A 23,080-nucleotide genomic window follows, 5' to 3' on the forward strand; every position below is an offset into this window, starting at 1 on the left:
GTTCAGTTGAAGATCGCTTCGTAAAAGCGCATTTCCCGGGTCTTCTGGATGAATTCCGGCGGCGGAACGACGGGTGTGATGAACATGCCTTCAACGAGGCCACGACCAGGATGGCGGATGTTGTACATCTGCCCGTCGAGTGGGGGTTTGTCGGGGGCGACGAAGAGGATCGCGAAGGGCTGGCGCTGGCCCGGCAAACCCGGATAAGGCGAGAGTCGCACATCGAGCAGGCGCATCTCCACCTGTCCGCCGATACCTTCGAGCGTGAAGGTCTTGCTGCGATAATCCTTGAAATCGTCGTAAGTCAGTTTGTCGAGCATCCTGCCATCCCTGATCGCTTGATACGATCTTGGATAGCATGATTCGCTCGATGAAACAGCTTACATGCGAACAAGAAGGCCGATCACGCCATCGCCTCGTCCAAAGCCGCGATGACGCGGTCGACTTCCTCAAGGGTGTTGTAATGTACCATCGAGACGCGCACCACGCCCCCCATCGGGCTCAGGCCGAGTGATTCCACCAGGCGGCGGGAGTGGAAATCGCCGAAGCGAATGCCGATCTGCGCCGCATCGACCTTGCGCACGATCGCTGCACTGTCGATCCCGTCCGCCTTGAAGGAGATGGTCGGTACCCGCGTCGCCTTGTCGGAGCCGCGCTCACCGATGATGCGCACGCCATTCTTGCCGCGCAGATAGGCAAGCAGCCGCTCGCCGATCACGGCCTCGTGCGCGGCGACATCCTCGAAGGCGCGCGCGATGGCAGCATGATCGCCAGTGCCGCCGCCCAGCTCATCAAAGTAATCCACGATGCCGGCAGAGCCCCAGGCGAGTTCGTAATTGGTATTGCCGGGCTCCAGCTTGGCGGGGACTTTGTCCTTGTCATAGAAATAATGGTACAGATTATCCAGTTCACGCAGCAAGTCGTAGCGACCGTAGAGCACGGCAAAATGCGGGCCGTAGGTTTTATAGAAACTGAAAACATAATAATCGGCATCCAGCGCCTGCACATCGACGGCGCGGTGCGGCGCATAGGCAACACCATCGACCACGAGTTTCGCGCCGCCCGCATGGACCCTGTCGGCAATGGCGCGGATCGGGTTGATCGTGCCCAGGATGTTGGAGACATGCGTGACGCAGACGAGCTTCGTGTTCTCGCTCATCAGCGCATCGAGATCGGCCAGATCGACCGTGGCGGTCTCCTGGTTGATCTCCCAGAACTTGAAAACGACCCCGCGCGCTTCCAGCGTCAACCAGGGGCCGATATTGGTCTCGTGGTCGAAATTGGTGAGGATCACCTCGTCGCCGGGCTGGAACTGGCCGGCCATCGCCTGGGCCAGGGTGCGCATCATCATGGTGGCGGAGGCGCCGAGCACGATCTCCTCCGGGCGCTGCGCATTCATGTAGCGCGCGATCGCAGCGCGCGCCTCCTGCACCCGCGCCGTCGCGCGCTGCGAGTGGCTGTAGGAGGCGCCGGTCTGCACGCTGGTGGTGAGCAGATAGTCGCTGATCCGTTCGGCCACGGGCTTGAGCACGAGCGAGCCGCCGGCATTGTCGAAATAGGCGAAACCATCCGCGAGAGCCGGGAACTGGCTGCGCACATGCGCGAGATCGAGAGCCATGAGGCCTCCTTGACGAGGACGAAGCGCGCACGGGGAACGAAGGGGCGACCCGCGGTAGCGTTGCCTGTTTAATGGTGCAGGATCTGGCTCAGGAACAGTTGCGTGCGGTCATATTGTGGATTGTCGAAAAACGCATGAGGTGGCGCCTGTTCGACGATTTCACCCTGATCCATGAAGATGACCCGGTCGGCCACCTTGCGGGCGAAATTCATCTCGTGCGTGACCACGATCATGGTCATGCCCGATTGCGCCAGTTCGATCATGGCTTCCAGCACCTCGTTGATCATTTCCGGATCGAGTGCGGAAGTGGGCTCGTCGAACAGCATGATCTTCGGATTCATGCATAGCGCGCGGGCAATGGCGACGCGCTGCTGCTGTCCGCCGGAGAGCTGGAGCGGGTATTTATGTGCCTGTTCGGGAATGCGCACCCGCTCCAGAAAATGCATCGCAACCGCCTCCGCCTCGGCCTTGGGGGTCTCCTTCACCCAGATCTGGGCCATGGTGCAGTTCTCCAGCACCGAGAGATGCGGGAACAGGTTGAAGCTCTGGAAGACCATGCCGATATCGCGGCGGATCAGGTCGTTCTGCTTCTCGTCCTTGCCATAGGCCTTGCCATGAATGATGACGTCGCCTTCCTGGTGGAATTCCAGCTGGTTGATGCAGCGGATCATGGTCGATTTTCCCGATCCCGACGGGCCGCAGACGACGATCCGCTCCCCCTCATAGACCGTCAGGTCGATATCCTTCAGCACCTGGAAATTGCCGTACCACTTGCTCATGCCGACCAGTTCGATCACCGGCTGGCCACTTTTGGCGGAACGTGTCGCCGTCTTTTCGATCGTATCCGTGCTCACGTCATCCTCCCTCAGCGTCGTGCGCCGGCTTCGAGCTTGCGCTCGAGGTTGATCGAATATTGCGACATCAGGAAGCAGAAGAAGAAGTAGATCATCGTGATGAAGAAGAACGGCTCGATGAACAGGCCCAGCCAGCGCGTATCCTCACCCACCGAACGCGCCATGTTGAGCAGGTCGAACAGGCCGATGATCGAAACCAGGGTGGTGTCCTTGAACAAGCCGATGAAGTTGCCGACGATGGTCGGGATCATGATCTTCAACGCCTGCGGCATGATGATCAGCGTCGTTGCCTGCCAGTAGCCCAGCCCCATTGCGGCAGCAGCTTCGTACTGCCCCTTGGGAATCGCCTGCAGCCCGCCACGGATCACCTCCGCCATGTAGGCGGCGGCGAAGAGACAGACGGCGACGATGGCCCGCACCAGCTGGTTCACCTCCACGCCCACCGGCAGGAACAGGGGCAGCATGGTGTTGAACATGAACAGGATGGTGATCAGCGGCACCGAGCGGAACAGCTCGATGAAACCGGTACAGATCATCCGGATCAGCGGCATGGTCGAACGCCGCCCCAGCGCCAGCAGAATGCCGGAGGGGAGCGAGAAGGTGATGCCGATGCCGGAGATCACCAGGGTCAGGAACAGCCCGCCCCATTGCCGTGTGGAGACGAAGGACAATTCCCATTGCGACACCAGCACCACCGCGATGACGAAGACGCCGATGAGCGAAAGCCGCCCGAATTTAAGCTGCTCTTCCTCCGACTTGCCGGAATTGCCGAGGATCGCGCCCATGGTGCGGGTGAAACTCCTGCCGTAGCGCAATTCGGTAAAGACGGTGAGCCAGACCCAGATCAGCCCGGTCAGCCCCGCAGAGACCAGCGCGGTCCAGAACACGCCCTTGTCGCCACCGAGGAAGAAATAGGAGGCCAGGAACGGGTAGAGCATCACGGCGGTGATGCCGATCGCGACCTTGGACTGGACCTTGGGGAACCAGAGCGGCGCGACCCACAGGATCAGCGCGAGAAAACCAAGATTGATGCGCCAGATCTGATCCTTGGGGTAGAGCCCGTAGATCAGGTTGTCGAACCATTGCATCACGCCTGGCCAGCAGGCTCCGGAGCGCCCGACCAGATCGAGACATTCACGCCGGTTTTCCGCCTCCCAGACCGCGTTGAACAAGGCCCAGTTCAGCACCGAGGCAAGGAAGACATAGACGATATAGGCGCCAAGGATCGTCATCAGCGTGTTGGAGACGCTGGAGAACAGGTTCTCGCGCATCCAGCCGACGACACCGACGGTGCTCGGCGGGGCGGCCCGCTCCGGCTTCGGCTGGAAGATCAGCGGCTGCGTTCTGGTGGTGGTGGAGTCGCTCATCTCTCAGCGCTCCTTCAGGAGAATGCGGCGGTTATAGGCGTTCATGATCAGCGACACGAACAGGCTCACGAGGCAGTAGAAGGCCATGGTCATGGCGACGATCGGGATCGCGCGCCCGGACTGGTTCAGAGAAGTGTTCATCCACACACTCACGAGATCGGGGAAGCCGATGGCGATGGCCAGCGAGGAATTCTTGGTGACGTTCAGATACTGGCTGATCAGCGGCGGAATGATCACCCGCAGCGCCTGCGGAAGAATGATCAGACGCATGGTCCATGAAGGCTTCACGCCGAGTGCGCGCGCGGCTTCCGTCTGCCCGTGGCTGACCGATTGCACGCCCGAGCGCACGATCTCCGCGATGAAGCAGGAAGTATAGATCGCCAAGGCCAGCACCAGGGCGCACAGGGCGGGCGGGACACTGACGCCACCGCGATAATTGAAGCCCTGCAGGACGGGGACGTCCCAGGCCAGCGGCGCCCCGGAGAGCAGGAAGATCGCGAGCGGCAACGCCACGATCACGGCGAGCCCGACACTTACGGCCGGGAAATACTTGCCGGTTGCTTCCTGTCGCTTGCGCGCCCAGTAGCGCAGGCCGACCGCAGCCGCGATGGCAATCACGAGCGCAATCAGCGTCACGGTGAAACCGTCGCCGGGGATCGGGCCGGGCATGTAGAAGCCGCGATTGTTGAGGAAGAACAGCCCGCCCCAGTCGAGGCTGTCGCGCGGGCGGGGCAGCAGATTGAACACGCCGAAATACCAGGCGATGATCTGCAGGAGCAGGGGCGTGTTGCGCAGGATCTCGATATACCAGCGCGCGATGGTGCGCACGAGCCAGTTCTTCGACATGCGCATCAGCCCGACGATCAGGCCGATCACGGTGGCGCCGAAAATACTGATCACCGCCACGAGCAGCGTGTTGGCGATACCGACCTGGAAGACGCGGAAATAGCTGTCGCTCTCCGTGTAGGGAATCAGCGTGAAGCTGATGCCGAAACCTGCGGAGGAATCGAGGAACCCGAACCCCGCCGACATGCCGCGCTGGGACATGTTCTCGATGGTGTTCGTGACGAAGAACCAGCCGAGCCCGAAGATGCAGACGACTGTGACGAACTGGAAGACGATCGAGCGAAACGTCTCGTTGTTCAGAATTGACGACGAGGGTTTCGAGCCTCGCATCGAGGTCGATTCGGTGATGGCCATCGGGCGCTCCGCGCAGGGACGTCTGAACTGTCGCCGGAAAGCCCGGCTCCGCGAGGGAGCCGGGCCGGGGTCACGTGCCGATCAACGGAAGGGCATCGCGTAGATCAGGCCGCCACGGGTCCACAGATCGTTCTGCGTCCCGGCGCGCGGGATGCCGACCGGCGTATCTTCGCCGATATTGGCCTCGTAGATCTCGCCGTAATTGCCGACATGGCGCAGGACGTTGACCATGAAGTCCGGCGCGAGGCCCATTTCCTCGCCGATATTGCCCTCGACGCCGAGCAGGCGACGGATCGCGGGGGAATCGGATTCGAGCATCTCTTCGACGTTTTCAGAAGACACGCCCAGCTCTTCGGCTTCGATCATGCCGAACAGGGTCCAGCGCACGATGTCAGCCCAGGCGCTATCGTCATTGCGCACGACCGGGCCGAGCGGTTCCTTGGAGACCGTCTCGGGCAGGATGACGTGCTCGTCCGGGTTCGGGAAGGCCGAACGGCGGGCGGCGAGGCCCGACTTGTCGTTGGTGTAGGCGTCGCAGCCGCCACCGAGATAGGTTTCGACGAGAACGTTGACGTTCTCGTTCGTGACGGGGGTGAACTCCATGTTGTTGGCACGGAAGTAATCCGCCAGGTTGAGTTCGGTGGTGGTGCCGGTCAGCACGCAGACCGTGGCGCCGTCGAGTTCCAGCGTGGAGGTGATGCCGGAATCCTCCGGCACCAGGAAGCCCTGGCCGTCATAGAAATTGATGGTGGTGAAGTCCAGGCCGAGCTGGGTGTCACGCACCGCAGTCCAGGTGGTGGTACGGCTGAGCATGTCCGACTCGCCGTTGGCGAGCGAGGTGAAGCGCACGGCCGAGGTGACCGACTGGAAGTCAACCGCCTCCGGATCGTCGAAGATGGCTGCGGCGACGGCGCGGCAGACATCGACGTCGATGCCTGACCAGTTGCCATCAGAGTCGAGATTGTAGAAGCCCGGTGTGGGCAGGCCGACCTGGCAGTTCAGGTTGCCGCGCTCCTGCACGGTCTCAAGGGTTTGCTGCGCGCTCGCGGCGGTTGTGTAGGACAGTGCCGCTGCCAGAGTTGCAGCAACCGGTACGATTTTTTTCAACATTGAGGAGTCCCCTTCTGGATATTCTTTGACATGCCGAGGGGCTTGTTTCCGCCCCTTCGTCATTAACTTTTTCAGCCAGCCGGGCGTCGCAGCATCGCATGATGTGCACAACGCCCGTGCAGGCAGAAAAGCTCTGATGCGCAGCCTTGCCGGCAATCGCCGCATATAAGGCAGGCTCATCCCTGCTATGCAATCACCACAGGGCTTTGTGTTGCAAGCGCTTTTTGCGACAGCCCTGCTTACCTTTCAGGCATGGTGCCGAAATTTTTGTAGAAATTGCAGGCAGCACAGCTATTGGGCGCTGCGCTTCTCATCCCAAAGGATAAAAGTTAACGAAGCCAACACGCCAGCCCGCCTCGTCCGCGAGCGCGACATGGTCGATCCGCGTGAGTGCGCAATTGCGTATGGCAAAGGCCAGGGCGGTCTGGGCGTCGATCCCGAGTGCGAGCCGCAATGCGGCACGAATCGTGCCGCCATGGGCAACAGCCACGATATCGCGCCCCGCATGCTCCTGATTGAGCCGCGCGATCGCGGGTTCCACGCGTGCGCACAGATCGATGAAACTCTCACCGCCCGGCGCGCGTTCATCAGCGGGACCGAACCAGTAGCTCCCCGCCTGGGGCCGGCGGCCGGCGAAGAATGCCTCGCGCGGCAGCCCCTGCCAATCGCCTAAAAACTGTTCAGCAAAATCCTTGATCGGTGTGCAGGCGCTCTCCTCGTCGGCGCGTTGCGTCATGATGGCCTGTGCCGTCTGACGGGTTCGTGCGAGATTCGAGGTCAGCCAGAGCGGCTCGCGCGGCAGCATCCGCCCCAGCGCCGCGAAGACGGGGATGTCCGAGCAATCGCAATCGAGATCGGCCTGACCGTAGATGCGCCCGCCATCGCCGACCACGGGTGCGTGGCGGATCCACCACCAGCGCGTGATCCGCGCATCAGCGACCGTCTGGCTCTTCATGCCGATGCCCTGAGCGCGAAACGCCGCTCTGCGGCCAGCGCGGCGCGGTATTGGGTATCGAGCCGCGCGACGCGCGCGGCGGCTTTCTCCACCGAATCCACCGCACCGATCCCCTGGCCTGCGCCCCAGACGTCGCGCCAGACCTTCTTGTCGCCGCCCGCGCCGCTCGCGCCGAAATTCATCTTCGAGGGATCGGCCTCGCCCAGCATATCGGGGTCATGGCCGGCGGCGCGGATCGAGGGCTTGAGATAGTTGCCGTGAATGCCGGAGAAATAGTTGGTATAGAGGATGTCGTCGGCGCTGCCCTCCACGATCATCTGCTTGTAGGCATCCGCCGCATTGGCCTCGCGCGTGGCGATGAAGGGGGAGCCGATATAGGCGAAATCGGCGCCCATCATCTCCGCCGCGCGGATCCCGCCCCCGGTGGCGATGGCGCCCGAAAGCGCGAGCGGTCCATCGAAGAAGGCCCGGATCTCGCTGATCAGCGCGAAGGGAGACAGCGTCCCGCCGTGGCCGCCGGCACCTGCGGCCACGGCGATGAGCCCGGTCGCCCCCTTCTCGATTGCCTTGTGGGCAAAGCGCAGATTGATCACGTCATGCAATGTGACGCCGCCCCAGCCCTGCACCGCCTGGTTGACCTCCGGGCGCGCGCCGAGGGAGGTGATCACGATCGGCACCTTGTGCTTCTCGCAGATCGCCATGTCGTGATCGAGGCGGTCATTCGAGCGGTGCACGATCTGGTTCACGGCAAAGGGGGCCGAAGGGCGATCCGGATTGGCCGCGTCATGGGCGGCAAGCTCTTCCCTGATCCGCGCGATCCATTCATCGAGCATCGAGGCGGGGCGGGCGTTCAGCGCCGGAAACGAGCCCACGATCCCCGCCTTGCACTGGGCGATGACGAGGTCCGGCCCGGAGACGATGAACATCGGCGCCCCGATCACGGGCAGCCCGAGCCGGCCCGCGAAAAGCTGGCGCCAGGACGTTTGCGGTGAAGGCGTTCTTGCGGATATCGGCTGTTCGGTCATGGGGCCCGCCCGGCTGTCGGTGACGTATTGCGCACTGGCGGGGAAGATAGCGGTTCACGGCGAAAGCACCAGTCCACAACCCGCCGCGCAAGCCGGTATGCGAATCTGCGCAGGGCCGGCGGAAAAATACCAAGGATTGAGTACAATTAAAGATAGTTTTGAAAAGGATTGTCCGGCATTGCCTGCGGGCATGATCATGCACCGCTAAAACAATCGATGGTCGATAATCAGGGTGATTTTGTCAGCATTTCCCTTGCGTCATTTTTGGCAATTAACCGCCATTTAAGGCCGTATGTCGCATCTATACGGCATCTCTTTTAAGGAAAGTGGTATCCATGCTCTCGAAAGTGCGGAATCTCTTCAATTCTCTCAGCATACGGATCGTCCTCGTCGCAGTCGCTGTCGTGGCCGGCACGCTCGGTGCGGCGATCGCGGGTCTGACAATCTATAATGCGCAGACGTCACGCGCGGAATTCGTGCAGAAAACCGACGATCTCACCGCGATGGTCGCCAATGCCGCGCCGATCCTGGTCATGGGCAATGACACCACCACGCTGAGCAACTTGCTCGCCTCGGTCGCGCGCGACCCGGATTTCATGCACGGCCTCGTCGCCAACGACTTTTTCCCGCTCACCAGCATCGGCGCCGATGGCGAGCCGAGTTCCGCTTTCAACCCGCAGGTGATCGAGGCGGCTGTCGGTGACATGCCCTTCGATTTCGTCGCGGACAATCCCGTCTACACGCTCGACCGGGGAGACAGCCTGATGCATGTCCGCGCCTTGCGTATCGGCTCCGATCAGCGCCTCGTCGGATATGTCGCCATGGAATTCTCCCGTGCGCGGCTTGCGACCGGCATCGCTGCGGAGACGGCCGCGATCATTGCCGGCGGGCTCGCGGTACTCGGCGGTGTCGCGCTCGTCCTCTGGTTCGCGCTCGCGCGCATGATGGCGCCTCTGCGCCCGATCACCGGTGCCGTGGTCGGCCTGTCGGAGGGGCGGCTCGATACCGCGATCCCGGGTCAGGGTCGTCGCGACGAGATTGGCGCCATCGCCAGTGCGCTGAAGGTGTTTCGCGAGAATCTCGCCGATCGTGAGACCTTGCAGGCGCGGCGCGCCAGCGACGAGGCTGAAAAGGCCGAGCGCCAGCGGGCGGTCGACGAAGCCATTTCCGGCTTCCGGGCTGACGTAACGGCAGCACTGGCTTCCTTCGAGAGCAATGCCGGGCGCCTTGATGCGGTCTCCGCAACGCTCTCCGAAGTCGCTGCCGCAACGGCCAGCAAGACCCGCAGCGCGGCGGGGTCTTCGGGAGCAGCCTCGTCCGCCGTCGGCAACGCGGCGCAGGCCACCGAGGAGATGAGCGCCGCGATCAACGATGTCGAGAGCCAGGTGGTGAAGATCCGTGGTGACATCGTCGGTGCCGCCGGCGCCTCGCGCGAAACCGCCACTGGCATGAAGGATCTTGCGGGTACGGCGGCCAGTATTCAGGAAGTGGTCAAGCTGATCCAGGCGATCGCCGAGCAGACCAATCTGCTTGCGCTCAACGCGACGATCGAGGCCGCACGGGCCGGTGAGGCCGGCAAGGGGTTCGCCGTCGTCGCCGCCGAGGTGAAGGCCCTCGCCGGCCAGACCGCATCCGCGACCGATCGCATCGTCGATCAGGTCCAGGCGATCCTGAGCGCGACCGATCGCATGGTCGGTGAGATGGACGGGATCGCCGAGCGCATGACCGGCATCGAGGCCTTTGCCGGCGCTGTCGCAAGCTCGATCGAACAGCAGGCTGTCGCCATTGGCGAGATCGCCAGCAGCGTTGCCGGCGCCAACGCCTCGACCATGGAAGTCGCATCCGATCTCGGCGAGGTCGAACAGGGTGTGGTCCAGACGGAGCAGGCCGTGGCCGACGTCAATGGCGCCTCCGGCGAGGTCGCGGCCGAAGCCCGGCGCATGCGCGAAACGGTGGACGCATTCCTGTCGCGCGTCGCCGCCTGAGGCACTCGCAGCCATCCGCGACAGATGATACAGTCATGACGGGCCCCGCTTCGGCGGGGCTCTTCGCGTCAGCGGCGAGGCCGCAACGGCTCTGGTGCGCCGCGTCCCGTGCCCGAAAAGAATGCAGGGTTTCGGGAAGACAGGCCCCGTACATGGCTGTTATGACTACCCGCAGCGCAACATCTGCGAGGTCGGTATCATTGCTGATATTGCTAGCGGCAATCCCTGATTGTCACGTCGGGATCGTGTCATGACGGGGCAGCAATCGCTGATTCTGGCGGTTCTCGCGGTGGCGATGGCCGTCTTTATGTGGGGACGCTGGCGCCATGATCTGGTGGCCCTCGCTGCATTGCTCGCCTGTATTCTGCTCGGGCTGGTGCCGGGGGAGGGGGCTTTCGCCGGTTTCGGCCACCCCGCCGTCATCACCGTCGCCTGCGTGCTGATTCTCAGCCGCGGATTATCAACCAGCGGCGCCGTCGACTGGATCGCCCGCAAGGCGATGCCGGCGCATGCCGGGCCCGGGGCGGTGATGATCGGGCTGTGCGTGATGGCGGGCTGCTTTTCGGCCTTCATGAACAATGTCGGGGCGCTTGCGCTGATGATGCCGATTGCTCTCGATGCGGCGCGGCGGCTCGAGATCGCGCCTGGCCAGATGCTGATGCCGCTTTCCTTCGCCTCGATTCTGGGAGGCATGACCACCCTGATCGGGACGCCGCCAAATCTGATCGTCGCCACGTTCCGCGCCAATGAGGAAAGACCGGCATTCGGCATGTTCGATTTCGCGCCTGTCGGCCTCGCTGTCGCGGCTGTGGGCATCACCTTCATCATCATCGCGGCCCGCTTCCTCGTGCCGCAGCGCAACCGTGCCTCGGCGCCCGATTTCAATATCGGCGCCTATCTGACCGAGGCGCGCGTGACCGAGGCCGCCTCCGCCGTCGGCATGAGCCTGCGTGAAGTCGAGGTCCAGCTGGAAAAAGTCGATGCGCAGGTGGTCGGGCTCGTGCGCGACAAGACACGCATCCCCGCGCCGCATCCCGAGCATATCGTCCAGGCGGGTGACATTCTGGTGATCGAGGCCGATTCGAAGGTGCTCGGGGGCGCCCTCGGCAAGCTCGGTCTGAAGCTCGAGGAAGATCGTTCGGACGAGATGCCCAAGGTCGTGACCGCCGGGCGCACGGTGTTGCTCGAAGTGGCGGTGCGCCCCGGTTCGCCGCTTGCCGGGCGCACGGCCCAGCATCTGCGTCTGCGCCGGCGGCTTGGCATCAACCTGCTGGCGATCTCGCGACAGGGAAGGCGCTCGCTGACACGGCTGCGCAGTACGCGCCTTTCGCCCGGTGACGTGCTGCTGTTGCAAGGGCCGAGCGAGACGCTCAATGAATTCGTGGTGCATTACGAATGCGTGCCGCTGGCCGAGCGGGCGCTGCATTTCCCGGGCAAGCGCGATGGTCTGGTTGCGGGTGCGCTGATGCTCGCCGCCATCGCCGCAACCGCCTCCGGCCTGCTGCGTGTCGAAGTCGCCTTCGCCATGGGCGCGCTCGCCTATGTCGCCCTCGACATCGTGCCGGTGCGACGGGTCTACGAGGCCATCGACTGGTCGGTCATCGTCCTGCTCGGTGCGCTGATCCCGGTGGCCGGCGCCGTCCAGGCGACAGGCGCTGCTGCGGCCGTGGCAGGGTTGTTGTTCGAGGATCTCGGCGGCGGCAATGCCGTATTCGCCGTGATCGTCATGCTGATCCTCACCATGTGGCTGACCGATTTCATGAACAATGCCGCCACGGCCGCCGTGATGGCGCCGGTCGCGCTCGGTGCAGCCGAAACCCTCGGCGTCAGTCCGGATCCGCTTCTCATGGCCGTGGCCGTGGGGGCGTCCTGCGCTTTCCTCACGCCGATCGGGCATCAGAACAACACGCTGATTCTCGGACCGGGAGGCTTTCGTTTCGGCGATTACTGGCGTCTGGGCCTGCCCTTGCAGATCATCATCATCATCGTGGCCGTACCGATGATCCTCACGGTCTGGCCGTTATGAAGGACCGCATCCATGGATCTGCAGCATCATGCGCTGTGGCTTGAAAAACCTTGCCGGAAAGGCATTTGATCGTTAATCGCGAACGAAATGGTGGCGCAGGCGTTAAGCTTGGGCATTGAACAATGACCGGTGCGATGCCGCAGCGGAGATCCCGCAGGAAGGACGATCAGACAGATGGCGAAGACACCCGCGCGCGCAGAGACGGAAAAGGCGAAGGATTCGAAGCCCCGGCTCGAAGTCCGGCAGGCGATGCTCAAGGATGTGCGCGCGATCCAGGCCCTGGGAAAACGCGCCTATCCCGACATGCAATCCTACTCCCAGGCGCAACTGCGCGGGCAGATCCAGAACTTTCCTGAAGGGCAGTTCGTCGCCATCTACGACGACACCCTCGTCGGTTTCGCTGCGACCTTCCTGATCGACGAGAAGACCGCCCTGAAGCCACATGACTGGGTGACGATCACCGGCAACGGCTACGCCTCCCGTCACGACGAGGAAGGCGACATGCTCTATGGCATGGAGGTGATGGTCGATCCGCGCTTTCGGGGCCTGCGCATCGGCCAGCGCCTCTATAACGAGCGCCGACGTCTGGCGCAGGATTACCAGCTCAAGGGCATTGTCTTTGCAGGCCGCATGCCCAGCCTCGCGCAGAAGGTGCGCCGCAAGGAGGTCGAGAGTCCGGAGGATTTCCTCGAGCAGATCAGGGAGCAGAATCTGCGCGACCGGGTCGTCTCCTTCCAGATGCGCAACGGATTCGAGCCGATCGGCATCCTGCGCAACTATCTGCCCGGCGACAAGGAGAGCATGGGCCATGCCGTGCATCTGGTCTGGTGGAACCCCGCCGTTGTCGAGGCGCCGGCCGGGCGCACCAAGACGAAGACCCAGCGCGGGCGCCTCGCCCACACCGTGCGCGTGGCCTGTATCCAGTATCAGCAGCGGCGCGTGCGCTCCTTCGAGGAATTTGCCGAGAATGTGGAATATTTCGTCGATGTCGTTGCCGATTACAAATCCGACTTCGCGGTCTTCCCGGAACTGTTCACGCTGCAGCTCCTCTCGATCGAGAACGAGCCGATTCCGCCGGATCAGGCCATCGCCACGCTGACGAAATATACCGAGCGCCTCAAGGAACTGCTCTCGCGGCTGGCGGTGCATTACAATATCAACATCATCGGCGGCTCACATCCGACGCTCGACGAGGACGGCGACATCGTCAATGTCTGTTATGTCTGCCTGCGCGACGGCTCGATCCATGCGCAGGCCAAGATCCATCCGACACCGAATGAAGCCTATTGGTGGTCGATTGTCGGCGCCGACGATGTCCGCACGATCCAGACCGATTGCGGGCCGATCGGGGTGATGATCTGCTACGATTCCGAGTTCCCGGAGCTTGGTCGCCATCTCGTCGATCAGGGCGCGCAGATCCTGTTCGTCCCCTTCTGCACGGATGAGCGCAAGAGCTATCTGCGCGTGCGCTATTGCTGTCAGGCGCGGGCGGTGGAGAACCAGGTTTATGTTGCGCTCGCAGGCAATGTCGGCAATCTGCCGGGCGTGCCCAACATGGATATCCAATACGCCCAGAGCTGCATTCTGACGCCCTGCGATTTCCCCTTCGACCGGGACGGTGTGGCGGCGGATACCACGCCCAATGTCGAGATGGTCGCCATTGCCGATCTCAATCTCGACACACTGCGCCAGGCGCGCATGACCGGCACGGTCCAGAACCTGCGCGACCGCCGCTTCGATCTCTATTCGGTGCAGTGGCGCAAGGAGAAGACGCGCACTACCTGATCCGCGTCAGCAAAACCGGCTTGCCGACCCCCGTTCAATCCGGGATCGGCAGGCCGCGCGGGGGGGTGATTGTGGACAGCACGAAGCTCGAGCGCACATCCGCGACGCCCGGCAATGTCAGCAGCCGGTTCATGCTGAACTCGCCGAAAGCGTCCATGTCCTGCGCGACGACATGGATCAGCAGATCGATTTCACCCGCCATGGCATAGCAGGCGAGCACCTCTTCGAAGGCGTTCAGTCGCTCGATCAGCCGCGTGCGCCAGCCCGGCTCGGACTGCTCCAGCTTCACCAGCACGAAAGCCTCGATGGCGTAGCCCAGCGCCTTGCGATCGAGCACGGCACGGTAGCCGGCGACGATGCCGTCTTCCTCGAGCGCTTTCAGCCGCCGCAGGCAGGGCGAGGCGGCGAGCCCCACCTTCTCGGCCAGCGCCGCATTGGTAATCCGCCCCTCTTCCTGCACCACGCGCAGAATGCGCCGGTCCGAGGGGGTGAGCGGGCGTTTGTCGGAATCCTCGGGCATGGGGTGAAAGCCTTCTTGCGATGGCACGCTGCGTGCTCACAAAATGCAATCAATCACGATGTGAAACCCGCAGGAAGCAAAAACGCCGTTTTTCGGTCGCGGAAAGCCGGCGCGTCGGGGTGGCGGTAAATCGCATTCCGGCAATCCGAGCGCGAACCTGGAAAGGGATTTTTTGCTATTTTTGGTAGCATATCGCTCACATGATTGCGCTAGGCCCGGTTCGACCGCAAGAGCGACGGGGGCATTATGGTTCAGCACAGCGATATTCCGGCAGTCTTTCATGCCGGCCTCGACGGCGTCTGTTTCAGCGATCCCGAGGATTTCTACGCGATCGGTCGAATTTACGCCCTCGGCGAGGGACGCCCGACCGATCTCTTTGCGGGATATGTCTGGCTGCGCTACGCCGCCGCCCGGGGTTCCCGTCGTGCCGCGCGGCTCCTGCGTGAGATCGCCGGTGAATTGGAACAGCCGACGCTGCGCCGCGCCAGGCGGACGCTGCGCCTGATCATGGGCAGCGCATAGAGTCCCCTTCGGCGTGCAGACGGCACAGCGCAGCCTCGCCATATGGCGTCACCGCCGGCCTTTCGCGTCAGGCCGCCTGTATCACCGCGCCCCCGACCGGGGCTGTCAGCCCGGCGCGAATCAGATCCGCCGCGCGCTCGCCTTCGTCCCAGGCGCCGCCGATCGTGCCCCATTGCGTGGCGGAGGAGGCCTCGCCGGCGAAGTGGATGCGCTCGCCGACGGGTTCGCGCAAAGCCGCCCGGGCGCCATGCGCGCCGACCGGGGCGTACATCCAGGCACACCCCGTCCAGGGATCCCCCGCCCAGTCGCTCGCTGCCAGCACGTCGCAGCGCGCCAGCGCCCGGCTGCCGAAACGCGCACCGAGGAATTCGCGAACATAGCCGGCACGGTCGCGCGGATCGGGACAGGCGGCCACGATCTGCGCGGCGATATCGGCGTAATGCAGATGCGCGCCGTCGATATTGGCGAGCATGCCGAGATTGTCGCGCGCATCCCCCTCGAAGGCAACGAGGCGGTTGACGGCATCAGTGAAGGGATGATCCGCCCAGGAAAGCACGACATGCTCGTAGAGCGCCGGGCGCAGGGCGTGGATCGCCTGCAGGGTCTCCAGCGGCAGATGCGGGGCGAAGCGGATCGCCTCGCTCTGCAACAGCGGCAGAGGCGCCGTCACCAGAACGGCGCGTGCCGAGAGTGTGCCGCGCGGCGTCTCGACCCGGACACCGGCGCCGCTCCAGTCGATGCTTGTCACCGGGGTCTCGTAGTGAATGGCGAGGCCGCGCGCGAGCCGCAGGATCAGCGCCCCGTAGCCGCCTTCGACGAAGAGATCCGCATCGTCCACCGCCGCCGCGAAATCGCTGGCATCGATCGTGTCCAGCCCGACGCCGCTGTCGAACGGGCCGTGCAGAAAACGGATCGTGTCGTCGAATCGCGAAGGCGTATCGTCGATCTGCGAAAACACCGTATCCGCCGCCCTGGCGGGGCCGCTGCCGGGATGGGCGATCATGGCGTCATAGACGGATTCCCAGCGGCGCATGAAGGCAACATAGCTTTGCGGGTCGGCGCGTTCACCCGTGCGCGCGATCAGAAGCGGTTCCTGGGCAGCCTCGCTGAGGCGCAGGCCGAGGCGCTTCGCCTGGCGTACCAGCGCATTCGCATCGGCGGCATGGAGCCAGTGTGCGCCGATATCGACGGCCTGCCCGGCCAGCGCGATGGTCTGGGCGCGTCCGCCGGGGCGGTCGCGGGCCTCGAGGATCAGGGAATCGACGCCATGGCGGCGCAGATTGCGCGCAGCCGCGATACCGGCAGCCCCGGCGCCGATGATGATCACATCGGCGTCGCGGGGCTGCGGTTTTCGGCGGATCTGCGCAGGCGCGGCGCTTCGGGTGCTGCGCGCATCATGAAGGGTTTCGTGTCTCGGCGACATGCTCGTATCTCTGTGCAGGTACTGGGATTTTCGATTGTCGATTCCGGGGCGCGCGCATGCGGGGCAACCGGCGCAAACCAGAGCGTGACATGCAAGCGGCACCATGCTGCGAAAGCACGACAGCAGCACGACATCGCGAAGCGTTGCCGGGGCACCCCGCCGCTTGTGCGTCTTTCCGGCGTGCGGGCTGGTGGCGGCTATGGCGTGCAAGACCTCATCGCAGCGAAGATACTGCAGATGGTGCGGATGGTCCGGGATCGGATTTCAACGCTCGGCGTGCCCAGCATTCGTCGTCGGCGCCATGATGGCTGGGATGATGGCGGGAATGGTGGTGCGCGCTGCTGGCCCACGCCAATGCGGGGCGATATCACCTTGATGGAAAAGGCTGCTCTTCGATGCGCCGGACAATGCCGACACGCATTGCATGAATACCCGGTTTTGCTTCCGATTGCGAGCGGAATCAGGTGGGACGTTAGGGCTATCGCATTTGGCCGATGACGGATCGTGCGAAGTCGTCGGACCATCCGGAGCGTTTTCTTTTTCGTCGGATAGAGATTTTGGGTCTGGCGCGTTTGAGAACGTTGAGGGCGAGTTTTCGGAGGATGGCGAGGTTTTCTGGGCCGTTATCCTTTCTGTTGCGGGCGCGATCCTCGTCGAAAGTCATGTCGAGGACCCAATGGAGACCGTTTTCGATTGACCAGTGGGATCGCGCGGCAGCGAGGTAGGCTTCTGGGGTGAGTTGGCGGGAGGCGACGTGGTAGTGGCGGGTGGTCGTGGTCTTGCCGCCGCGCGTCACGGTGCTCTCTATCATTCCCAGGCAGGCAAGCCCCGGCAGGAGAACCGGCTCGGTGCACGCGGATCTGGAGCCGCGCAGCCAGGCGAGGTCGTGGGTAACGAAGGCGCGGCGCGTCTCGACCCGGCCATGATCGGCATCCGTCGTGGCGCATGTCGGGAGCGCGGCCCGGATCTGTCCATCGGCGAAGTATGTCGCGACCATCTCGTGCAGCGCCGGTCGGTTCGCCTTCAACCGCAGGAGATAGTCTCCACCGCGATCAAGGATCGTCTGCGCGGTCTCGCTCTGGCAATGGATGGCGTCCGCAGTCACGAGTTGGCCTGTCAAATCGAGGCAGCGCAACAATGCGCGCGCCGCGACGATCTCGCTGTCGCCGTCGGCGGCGCGAAAGCCCGTCTGGCCGATCACGGTTGAGGTCGCCGAGGCGAAGGCGGACACCACGGCCAGCGGCGAGCGCCCCGCCGCAGCGTCGAACGACCGGCGCAGCGTCTTGCCGTCAATCGCCACCACGCCCTCGCCCGCCGCGCCCAACTCGTCTACGAACCGCCCGAAGCACATCGCAAAGGCGCTCGGGTCGAGAAGCCGGAACACCCGCGAGAACGTGTCGTGGCTCGGAACACCGTTTCGCAGCTCCAGAAACTCCCGGAACAACGCTTCCCGATCAACCGCGAAATCCGCGAAGTCCGAGCAATGCTCCGCCCCGCAAACCGCCGCAGTCAGTGCAATCGTCAAGACCTCAAGAAGCTCATGGCGCTTGGCATTTCCGGTTCGCGGGTCCGGCAGAGCCGAAAAAGCCGCTTCAAACCACGATCCTGACATCGAAGGCTCCCAATGCATGAAAGCCCCTCAAGAATCCATTTTATCCCAACACGCCACACAAAATTCTCAAATGCGATTCCCCTAGGTGGGACGTCGATGCGGCTGACCGCCATCAGGCATGCGTTATCGTTCTGGCTGCCGACATGTCTCGACGATCTTGCAGGCTGCCTCGAACGCGGCATCCGCGTCGAGATCCGTGGTGTCGAGGGTGATCGCGTCATCCGCCGGTTTCAGCGGCGCCTGCGCGCGGTTCATGTCGCGATCGTCACGCTTGCGGATATCATCGAGAATGGCGTCGTAATCGACATGTTCGCCACGTTCCACCAGCTCCGCATGTCGACGCCGCGCCCGTTCTTCCGCAGAGGCGGTGACGAAGAGCTTCACCGGCGCGTCGGGGAAGATCACCGTGCCGATATCGCGCCCGTCGAGCACTGCGCCCGGCGGTTCGAGACCGAAGCTGCGCTGGCGCTCGAGCAAGGCATGGCGGACACGCGGCTGGGCCGAGACCACGGAGGCCGCATCACCGATCTCACGCCCGCGCAGGCGCGATTCGTCCATGAATTCGAGATTGAGCGTCGCCGCCACCGCATGTGCGGCGTCTTCGTCATCGAGGGGGCGGCTCCTGTCAAGCATCAGCCGCGCCACGGCCCGGTAGAGCAGACCCGTATCGAGATGACGCAGGCCGTAAGCTCCGGCAAGACGCCGCGCCAGCGTACCTTTTCCGGAGCCTGCGGGGCCGTCAATGGCGATGATCAGCGCATCCATGCCGCTCAGCCCTCCAGGATCTCCGCGCCAAGCCGGCGCATGGCCGGGACGAAATCGGGAAAGCTGGTGGCGATCATGGCGCCGTCGTCCACCGCCATGCCCCCGGGCGCGGCGAGGCCGAGCACGAGGAAGCTCATGGCGATGCGGTGGTCGAGATGGGTCTGCGCCGTCCCCCCGCCGGGCGGTGCGCTGCCGTCACCGCAGACGATGAGATCATCGCCCTCGATGCGATGCGCCACGCCGGCAGCTGCGAGGCCATCCGACACCGCCTGCAGGCGGTCGCTCTCCTTCACCCGCAATTCGTGCAGCCCGCGCATCTGCGTCTCGCCCTCAGCGAAGGCTGCGGCGACGGCGAGCACCGGATATTCGTCGATCATGGCCGGCGCGCGTTCCGGCGGCACTTCGACGCTGCGCAGGGCCGAATGGCGCACCCGCAGATCCGCGACCACTTCGCCGCCATTCTCGCGCTCGTTGGTCAGCGTGATATCGGCACCCATTTCCATGAGCGTGGTGATCAGCCCCGTGCGCAGCGGATTGGTCATCACGCTCTCGACGACGATGTCGGAGCCCGGCGTGATCAGCGCGGCGACGATCGGGAAAGCCGCCGATGACGGGTCTGCCGGCACGGTGAGTTCCACGCCACGCAGTTCCGGCTGGCCTGCGAGCGTGATCAGCCGCCCGGCTTCGCCGTGGGGCTCGACGCTCACCTGCGCGCCGAACAGGCGCAGCATGCGCTCGGTATGGTCGCGGCTGGCCTGGTTCTCGACGACGGTGACGGTGCCCGGCGCATTCAGCCCCGCGAGCAGCACGGCGGATTTGATCTGCGCGGAGGGGACGGGGGTCTCGTAGCGGATCGGGATCGTCTCGCGCGGGCCCTTGAGCGTGAGCGGCACGCGCCCGCCTTCGGCCTGATCGACCACGGTGACGCCCATGCGGGTCAGCGGGTCGAGAATGCGGCCCATGGGGCGTTTGCGCAGGCTGGCATCGCCGTCGAAGGTGACGGTCACCGGATGGCTGCCCGCAACCCCCATCATCAGGCGCGAACCGGTCCCGGCATTGCCGAAATCGAGAACCTGCTCCGGTTGGTGCAGGCCGCCGATCCCGGCGCCGGCGATGCGCCAGGCGCCATCGGCTTCACGCGTGACCTGTGCACCGAGCGCCCGGCAGGCGGCGGCAGTGCGCAGGACGTCATCGCCCTCGAGCAGACCGCGCACCTTCGTCTCACCGATGGCGAGGAGGCCCAGGATCAGCGCGCGATGCGAGATCGACTTGTCGCCGGGCGGGCACATCCGTCCGGTCAGGGTGTTGCCGGAACGGGCCTTCACGGGAACGGGGGAATCGGCATGCGACACGGTTGTCTTCCTGGCGCGGAACGCTCTCATGTGCAGGCCGCGCAGGACCTGCGGGAAGGGTCGTTAGCATGCCCGCCCGCACAGGTCACGCCTCGCGCGTGCATTTCGCATTTGACAAAGCCGCCAAGAGGCGACTAACCGGATCGCTGCCAAATCCATTCGCACCAACCATGAAGGTTTCGAAACCGTGGCAAGACCGGAACTCGGCACCAAGCGGACCTGCCCCGAAACCGGGCGCAAGTTCTACGATCTGAACCGCGACCCCGTCGTCTCCCCCTATACCGGTGTATCCTATCCGCTTTCCTATTTCGAAGGCGGGGCGCGCAGCCTGCCGGAAGCGGAACCCGAGGAGGAGGTCGAGGAAGCCGTCGCCACCCCCGATGTCGAGCTCGTCTCCCTCGAAGATGCCGAGCCCAAAGAGAAGAAGGCGACCTCGGAGGCCGATCCCGACATCGATCTGGAAGACGATGCCGACGATCCCTTCCTGCCGGATGACGAGGAATCCGACGATGACGTCTCCGGTCTGATCGATGGTGACATCGATAGCGACGAAGACACTTGACATCCCGTCGTGGCTGATTAAACAGGCGCACGTCGCTGACGCGACGCCGCCCGCAGCGCCCCGACAGGGGCCTCCCAGGCTGCGGGATATCAGTGGGGCCATAGCTCAGTTGGGAGAGCGCTTGAATGGCATTCAAGAGGTCGGCGGTTCGATTCCGCCTGGCTCCACCAAATTTCCCGGAACACATCCACAAACCTTCGCGCCGCGCTGATTGCGTGTTCTGATTTCTGCGGGATCGGCGCCGTGCAGCGTGGCATTCCCCTTCCCGGGTCGTGCAAGCGGATCATATCCTGCTTCGAAGCGTTGTTCCGTCGATGAACCGGCCTGCTCCAGATCGCTCTCGTTCCGATACGTCCGCCCGGTCTGCATCCGCGATGGCGGTTTCGTGATCGGGGCAATCATCGCGGATGGGGTTATGCTCGCCGCGAGACGGGCGATGAAACCGCAAACGTCCGCCGGCGAGCGAAGGAGATTGCGATGAGCCTGAACGACAAGCAGGAGGCGCTCTGCGCGGCCAACGAGACCGATTTCTCGGGGCTTTCCGCAATCATCCTCAACTGCACCCTGAAGCGCCCCGAAGAACAAAGCCATACCGATCTGCTTCTCTCGGTGCCGGCCGAGATCATGCGGCGTGCCGGGGCCTGCGTCGCGGTGATCCGGCCCGCGGGCATGCCGATCGCGTTCGGCGTGCAGCCTGACATGACCGAGCATGGCTGGCCCGAGGATGCCTGGCCCGGGCTCTGGGAGAAGATCGCGGCAGCCGACATCCTGATCATCGGCACGCCGATCTGGCTCGGCGAGGAGAGCTCCGTCTGCCGGCTGATGATCGAGCGGCTCTACGCGATGTCCGCCATCCTGAACGAGCGCGGTCAGAGCGGATTCTACGGCAAGGTCGGTGGCGCGGTGATCACCGGCAACGAGGACGGCATCAAGCATTGCGCCATGTCGATTCTCTACGCGCTCGGCCATCTCGGCTACACCATCCCTCCACAGGCTGATTGCGGCTGGATCGGCGAGGCGGGGCCCGGACCGTCCTATGGCGATGACGGGGCTGGCTTCGATAACGACTTCACCCAGCGCAACACCACGATCATGACCTGGAACCTGCTGCACATGGCCCGCATGCTCAAGCAGGCCGGCGGGTTGCCCAACCACGGCAATGACCGAAACGCCTGGAAGGCCGGCTGCCGTTTCGGCTACGAGAACCCGGACTACCGGGCATAGAAGAGGCGACCATGACCGGATCCGGGCCCGACACCTCCGTCGAGGAAGACCAGAGCAACGCTGCTGCGCGCCGAGCCAAGGGCGAGTTCGTGCGCGGCGTCAGCGGCTTCCGGCGCGCGATCGGCGATTCCGAGTTTCCGGCGGAGCCGGGGCGCTATCACCTGCACGTTGCGCTCAACTGCCCCTGGTGCCACCGTGTCGTCCTGGCCCGCAACATGCTCGGCCTCACTGAGAGCATCACCATGGACGTGGTCTATCCCAACCGCACCGGCGAGGATGATCCGGAAGGGCCGAACCTGTGGGCGTTCGCTCCGGAACGGATCTCGGGCCTGACCGGCACGCCGCTGCCCGAATGCACCCGCGAGACGGCGACGGGGCGCGGGGTGCGGCTGGCGAAGGAGATCTACCGGGCGGAAGGGTCGCAAGAGCAATCGCTCCCGATCCTCTACGACAAGCGCGCGGGTCGCATCGTCAACAATGAGAGCGCGGAGATCGTGCGCATGCTCGGCCATGCCGCGTCAGCGCTGGGAAGCACCGTTGCGGATGGCGCTCGGCCTGGTCTCTATCCGGATGATACGGACCTGCGCAGCGTGATCGACGCCTTGAACGCGCAGATCTACACCGCCATCAACAATGGCGCCTACAAGGCCGGTTTCTCCTCGGATCAATCCGTCTATGCGCAGGCTTATGCGGCCTATTTCGACGCGCTCGCCGATCTGGAGCACCGGCTGTCCGATGGGCGGCCTTTCCTGACGGGGGCCGATTTCACCGAAGCCGATCTGCGGCTGTTTCCCACCCTCTATCGCCACGATCCGGTCTATTATCTGCGCATGAAGCTCAACGGGGCGCGGATTCTCGATTATCCGCATCTGTGGCGATGGCTCTGCCGCGTTCACGCCCTGCCCGGTGTCGCACGAAGCGGCTCACTGATCCATTGTCGCCAGGGCTATTTCGGGCGTTCCTGGAACGGGGTCGTGCCGCTCGGTCCGTTCACCCCGATGCCCTATCCGCAAGCCTACGCGCATCCGGAGCTCGCCGGCGCGGGCGCGCCTGTGCGACCGGCATCCAGATGATTCGTGCGGGCGCGATTCCCGCCAGACGCGCATGGTTTTGCGGATTTGCCTGTTGTGCTTTGGGCTCCGGGCGCCGTTTCATCCCTGCCCCGAGCCATCATA

22 protein-coding genes and 1 tRNA gene are annotated in these 23,080 nt (G+C 64.0%); 10 read left to right on the forward strand and 13 right to left on the reverse strand.

Translation table 11 applies throughout. The features are described 5' to 3' along the window. Nucleotides 1-2: 2 nt before the first annotated feature. The 8 genes from GA0071312_RS08220 to GA0071312_RS08255 form a co-directional block, all read right to left on the reverse strand. Nucleotides 3-320 (reverse strand): DUF6916 family protein, encoded by a 318-nt coding sequence (locus GA0071312_RS08220; RefSeq protein ID WP_074444569.1) that lies wholly within the window; start codon nucleotides 318-320, stop codon nucleotides 3-5. 83 nt (nucleotides 321-403) lie between these two features. Beyond that, complete coding sequence (locus GA0071312_RS08225) at nucleotides 404-1,618, reverse strand: cysteine desulfurase-like protein (RefSeq protein ID WP_074444570.1); 1,215 nt, start codon at nucleotides 1,616-1,618, stop codon at nucleotides 404-406. A 68-nt stretch (nucleotides 1,619-1,686) separates the two neighbouring features. After that, nucleotides 1,687-2,397 carry an amino acid ABC transporter ATP-binding protein gene (locus GA0071312_RS08230; protein ID WP_074446010.1) on the reverse strand — a complete coding sequence of 237 codons (711 nt, stop codon included), beginning with the start codon at nucleotides 2,395-2,397 and terminating at the stop codon, nucleotides 1,687-1,689. A gap of 86 nt (nucleotides 2,398-2,483) precedes the next feature. Continuing rightward, on the reverse strand, nucleotides 2,484-3,839 hold the full coding sequence (locus GA0071312_RS08235) for an amino acid ABC transporter permease (RefSeq protein WP_074444571.1): 1,356 nt from the start codon (nucleotides 3,837-3,839) through the stop codon (nucleotides 2,484-2,486). Between the two features lie 3 nt (nucleotides 3,840-3,842). After that, a complete protein-coding gene (locus tag GA0071312_RS08240; RefSeq protein WP_074444572.1) occupies nucleotides 3,843-5,039 on the reverse strand; it encodes an amino acid ABC transporter permease in 1,197 nt (398 codons plus the stop codon). Between the two features lie 81 nt (nucleotides 5,040-5,120). Next, complete coding sequence (locus tag GA0071312_RS08245; protein WP_074444573.1) at nucleotides 5,121-6,149, reverse strand: amino acid ABC transporter substrate-binding protein; 1,029 nt, start codon at nucleotides 6,147-6,149, stop codon at nucleotides 5,121-5,123. A gap of 310 nt (nucleotides 6,150-6,459) precedes the next feature. Next, a complete protein-coding gene (locus GA0071312_RS08250; protein WP_083204438.1) occupies nucleotides 6,460-7,104 on the reverse strand; it encodes a histidine phosphatase family protein in 645 nt (214 codons plus the stop codon). Further along, on the reverse strand, nucleotides 7,101-8,030 hold the full coding sequence (locus GA0071312_RS08255) for an NAD(P)H-dependent flavin oxidoreductase (protein ID WP_074446011.1): 930 nt from the start codon (nucleotides 8,028-8,030) through the stop codon (nucleotides 7,101-7,103). The genes GA0071312_RS08250 and GA0071312_RS08255 overlap by 4 nt, the downstream gene beginning before the upstream one ends. Here GA0071312_RS08255 and GA0071312_RS19930 point away from each other — a divergent pair. The 4 genes from GA0071312_RS19930 to GA0071312_RS08270 all read left to right on the forward strand — a co-directional run bounded on the left by GA0071312_RS19930 (nucleotide 8,023) and on the right by GA0071312_RS08270 (nucleotide 13,925). Then, nucleotides 8,023-8,337 (forward strand): hypothetical protein, encoded by a 315-nt coding sequence (locus GA0071312_RS19930; protein ID WP_165603970.1) that lies wholly within the window; start codon nucleotides 8,023-8,025, stop codon nucleotides 8,335-8,337. The two genes, GA0071312_RS08255 and GA0071312_RS19930, sit on opposite strands and share 8 nt — an antisense overlap. A 127-nt stretch (nucleotides 8,338-8,464) precedes the next feature. Then, on the forward strand, nucleotides 8,465-10,114 hold the full coding sequence (locus GA0071312_RS08260) for a methyl-accepting chemotaxis protein (RefSeq protein WP_074444575.1): 1,650 nt from the start codon (nucleotides 8,465-8,467) through the stop codon (nucleotides 10,112-10,114). 250 nt (nucleotides 10,115-10,364) lie between these two features. Further along, nucleotides 10,365-12,140, forward strand: coding sequence for an SLC13 family permease (locus tag GA0071312_RS08265; protein ID WP_074444576.1), 1,776 nt, complete (start codon nucleotides 10,365-10,367; stop codon nucleotides 12,138-12,140). Between the two features lie 174 nt (nucleotides 12,141-12,314). Next, nucleotides 12,315-13,925 (forward strand): carbon-nitrogen hydrolase family protein, encoded by a 1,611-nt coding sequence (locus tag GA0071312_RS08270; RefSeq protein WP_074444577.1) that lies wholly within the window; start codon nucleotides 12,315-12,317, stop codon nucleotides 13,923-13,925. A 34-nt stretch (nucleotides 13,926-13,959) separates the two neighbouring features. On the opposite strand, the gene GA0071312_RS08275 is transcribed toward GA0071312_RS08270, so the two are convergent. Further along, a complete protein-coding gene (locus tag GA0071312_RS08275; protein ID WP_074444578.1) occupies nucleotides 13,960-14,445 on the reverse strand; it encodes an Lrp/AsnC family transcriptional regulator in 486 nt (161 codons plus the stop codon). A gap of 246 nt (nucleotides 14,446-14,691) precedes the next feature. On the opposite strand from GA0071312_RS08275, the gene GA0071312_RS08280 reads away from it, so the two are divergent. Continuing rightward, on the forward strand, nucleotides 14,692-14,967 hold the full coding sequence (locus tag GA0071312_RS08280; protein WP_074444579.1) for a hypothetical protein: 276 nt from the start codon (nucleotides 14,692-14,694) through the stop codon (nucleotides 14,965-14,967). A gap of 67 nt (nucleotides 14,968-15,034) precedes the next feature. Here GA0071312_RS08280 and GA0071312_RS08285 read toward each other — a convergent pair whose 3' ends face one another. Continuing rightward, a complete protein-coding gene (locus tag GA0071312_RS08285) occupies nucleotides 15,035-16,294 on the reverse strand; it encodes a flavin monoamine oxidase family protein (protein WP_165603991.1) in 1,260 nt (419 codons plus the stop codon). Between GA0071312_RS08285 and GA0071312_RS19935 the strand changes: the two genes are divergently transcribed. Then, the gene (locus GA0071312_RS19935; RefSeq protein ID WP_165603992.1) at nucleotides 16,235-16,888 is read left to right on the forward strand and encodes a hypothetical protein; all 654 of its coding nucleotides are present in this window, start codon (nucleotides 16,235-16,237) and stop codon (nucleotides 16,886-16,888) included. The genes GA0071312_RS08285 and GA0071312_RS19935 overlap by 60 nt on opposite strands. Here the strand turns inward: GA0071312_RS19935 and GA0071312_RS08290 are convergent. The 3 genes from GA0071312_RS08290 to aroA all read right to left on the reverse strand — a co-directional run bounded on the left by GA0071312_RS08290 (nucleotide 16,869) and on the right by aroA (nucleotide 20,119). Continuing rightward, nucleotides 16,869-18,002, reverse strand: coding sequence for an ISAs1 family transposase (locus GA0071312_RS08290; protein ID WP_074443596.1), 1,134 nt, complete (start codon nucleotides 18,000-18,002; stop codon nucleotides 16,869-16,871). The two genes, GA0071312_RS19935 and GA0071312_RS08290, sit on opposite strands and share 20 nt — an antisense overlap. 123 nt (nucleotides 18,003-18,125) lie before the next feature. Continuing rightward, nucleotides 18,126-18,758, reverse strand: a complete 633-nt coding sequence (cmk, locus tag GA0071312_RS08295; protein ID WP_074446012.1) for a (d)CMP kinase — start codon at nucleotides 18,756-18,758, stop codon at nucleotides 18,126-18,128. Between the two features lie 14 nt (nucleotides 18,759-18,772). Continuing rightward, a complete protein-coding gene (gene aroA / locus GA0071312_RS08300) occupies nucleotides 18,773-20,119 on the reverse strand; it encodes a 3-phosphoshikimate 1-carboxyvinyltransferase (protein ID WP_074444581.1) in 1,347 nt (448 codons plus the stop codon). A gap of 187 nt (nucleotides 20,120-20,306) precedes the next feature. Here aroA and GA0071312_RS08305 point away from each other — a divergent pair, with 187 nt between their 5' ends. From GA0071312_RS08305 to GA0071312_RS08320, 4 genes are all read left to right on the forward strand, one after another. Then, nucleotides 20,307-20,681 (forward strand): TIGR02300 family protein, encoded by a 375-nt coding sequence (locus tag GA0071312_RS08305; protein ID WP_074444582.1) that lies wholly within the window; start codon nucleotides 20,307-20,309, stop codon nucleotides 20,679-20,681. A gap of 94 nt (nucleotides 20,682-20,775) precedes the next feature. After that, nucleotides 20,776-20,851, forward strand: a tRNA-Ala gene (locus GA0071312_RS08310). 307 nt (nucleotides 20,852-21,158) lie between these two features. Beyond that, nucleotides 21,159-21,905 carry a flavodoxin family protein gene (locus GA0071312_RS08315; RefSeq protein ID WP_074444583.1) on the forward strand — a complete coding sequence of 249 codons (747 nt, stop codon included), beginning with the start codon at nucleotides 21,159-21,161 and terminating at the stop codon, nucleotides 21,903-21,905. Between the two features lie 11 nt (nucleotides 21,906-21,916). Next, nucleotides 21,917-22,978, forward strand: coding sequence for a glutathione S-transferase C-terminal domain-containing protein (locus GA0071312_RS08320; protein ID WP_074444584.1), 1,062 nt, complete (start codon nucleotides 21,917-21,919; stop codon nucleotides 22,976-22,978). The last annotated feature ends 102 nt before the right edge of the window (nucleotides 22,979-23,080 follow it).

It is taken from the genome of Saliniramus fredricksonii (assembly GCF_900094735.1).
GTDB classification, from domain to species: Bacteria; Pseudomonadota; Alphaproteobacteria; order Rhizobiales; family Beijerinckiaceae; genus Saliniramus; species Saliniramus fredricksonii.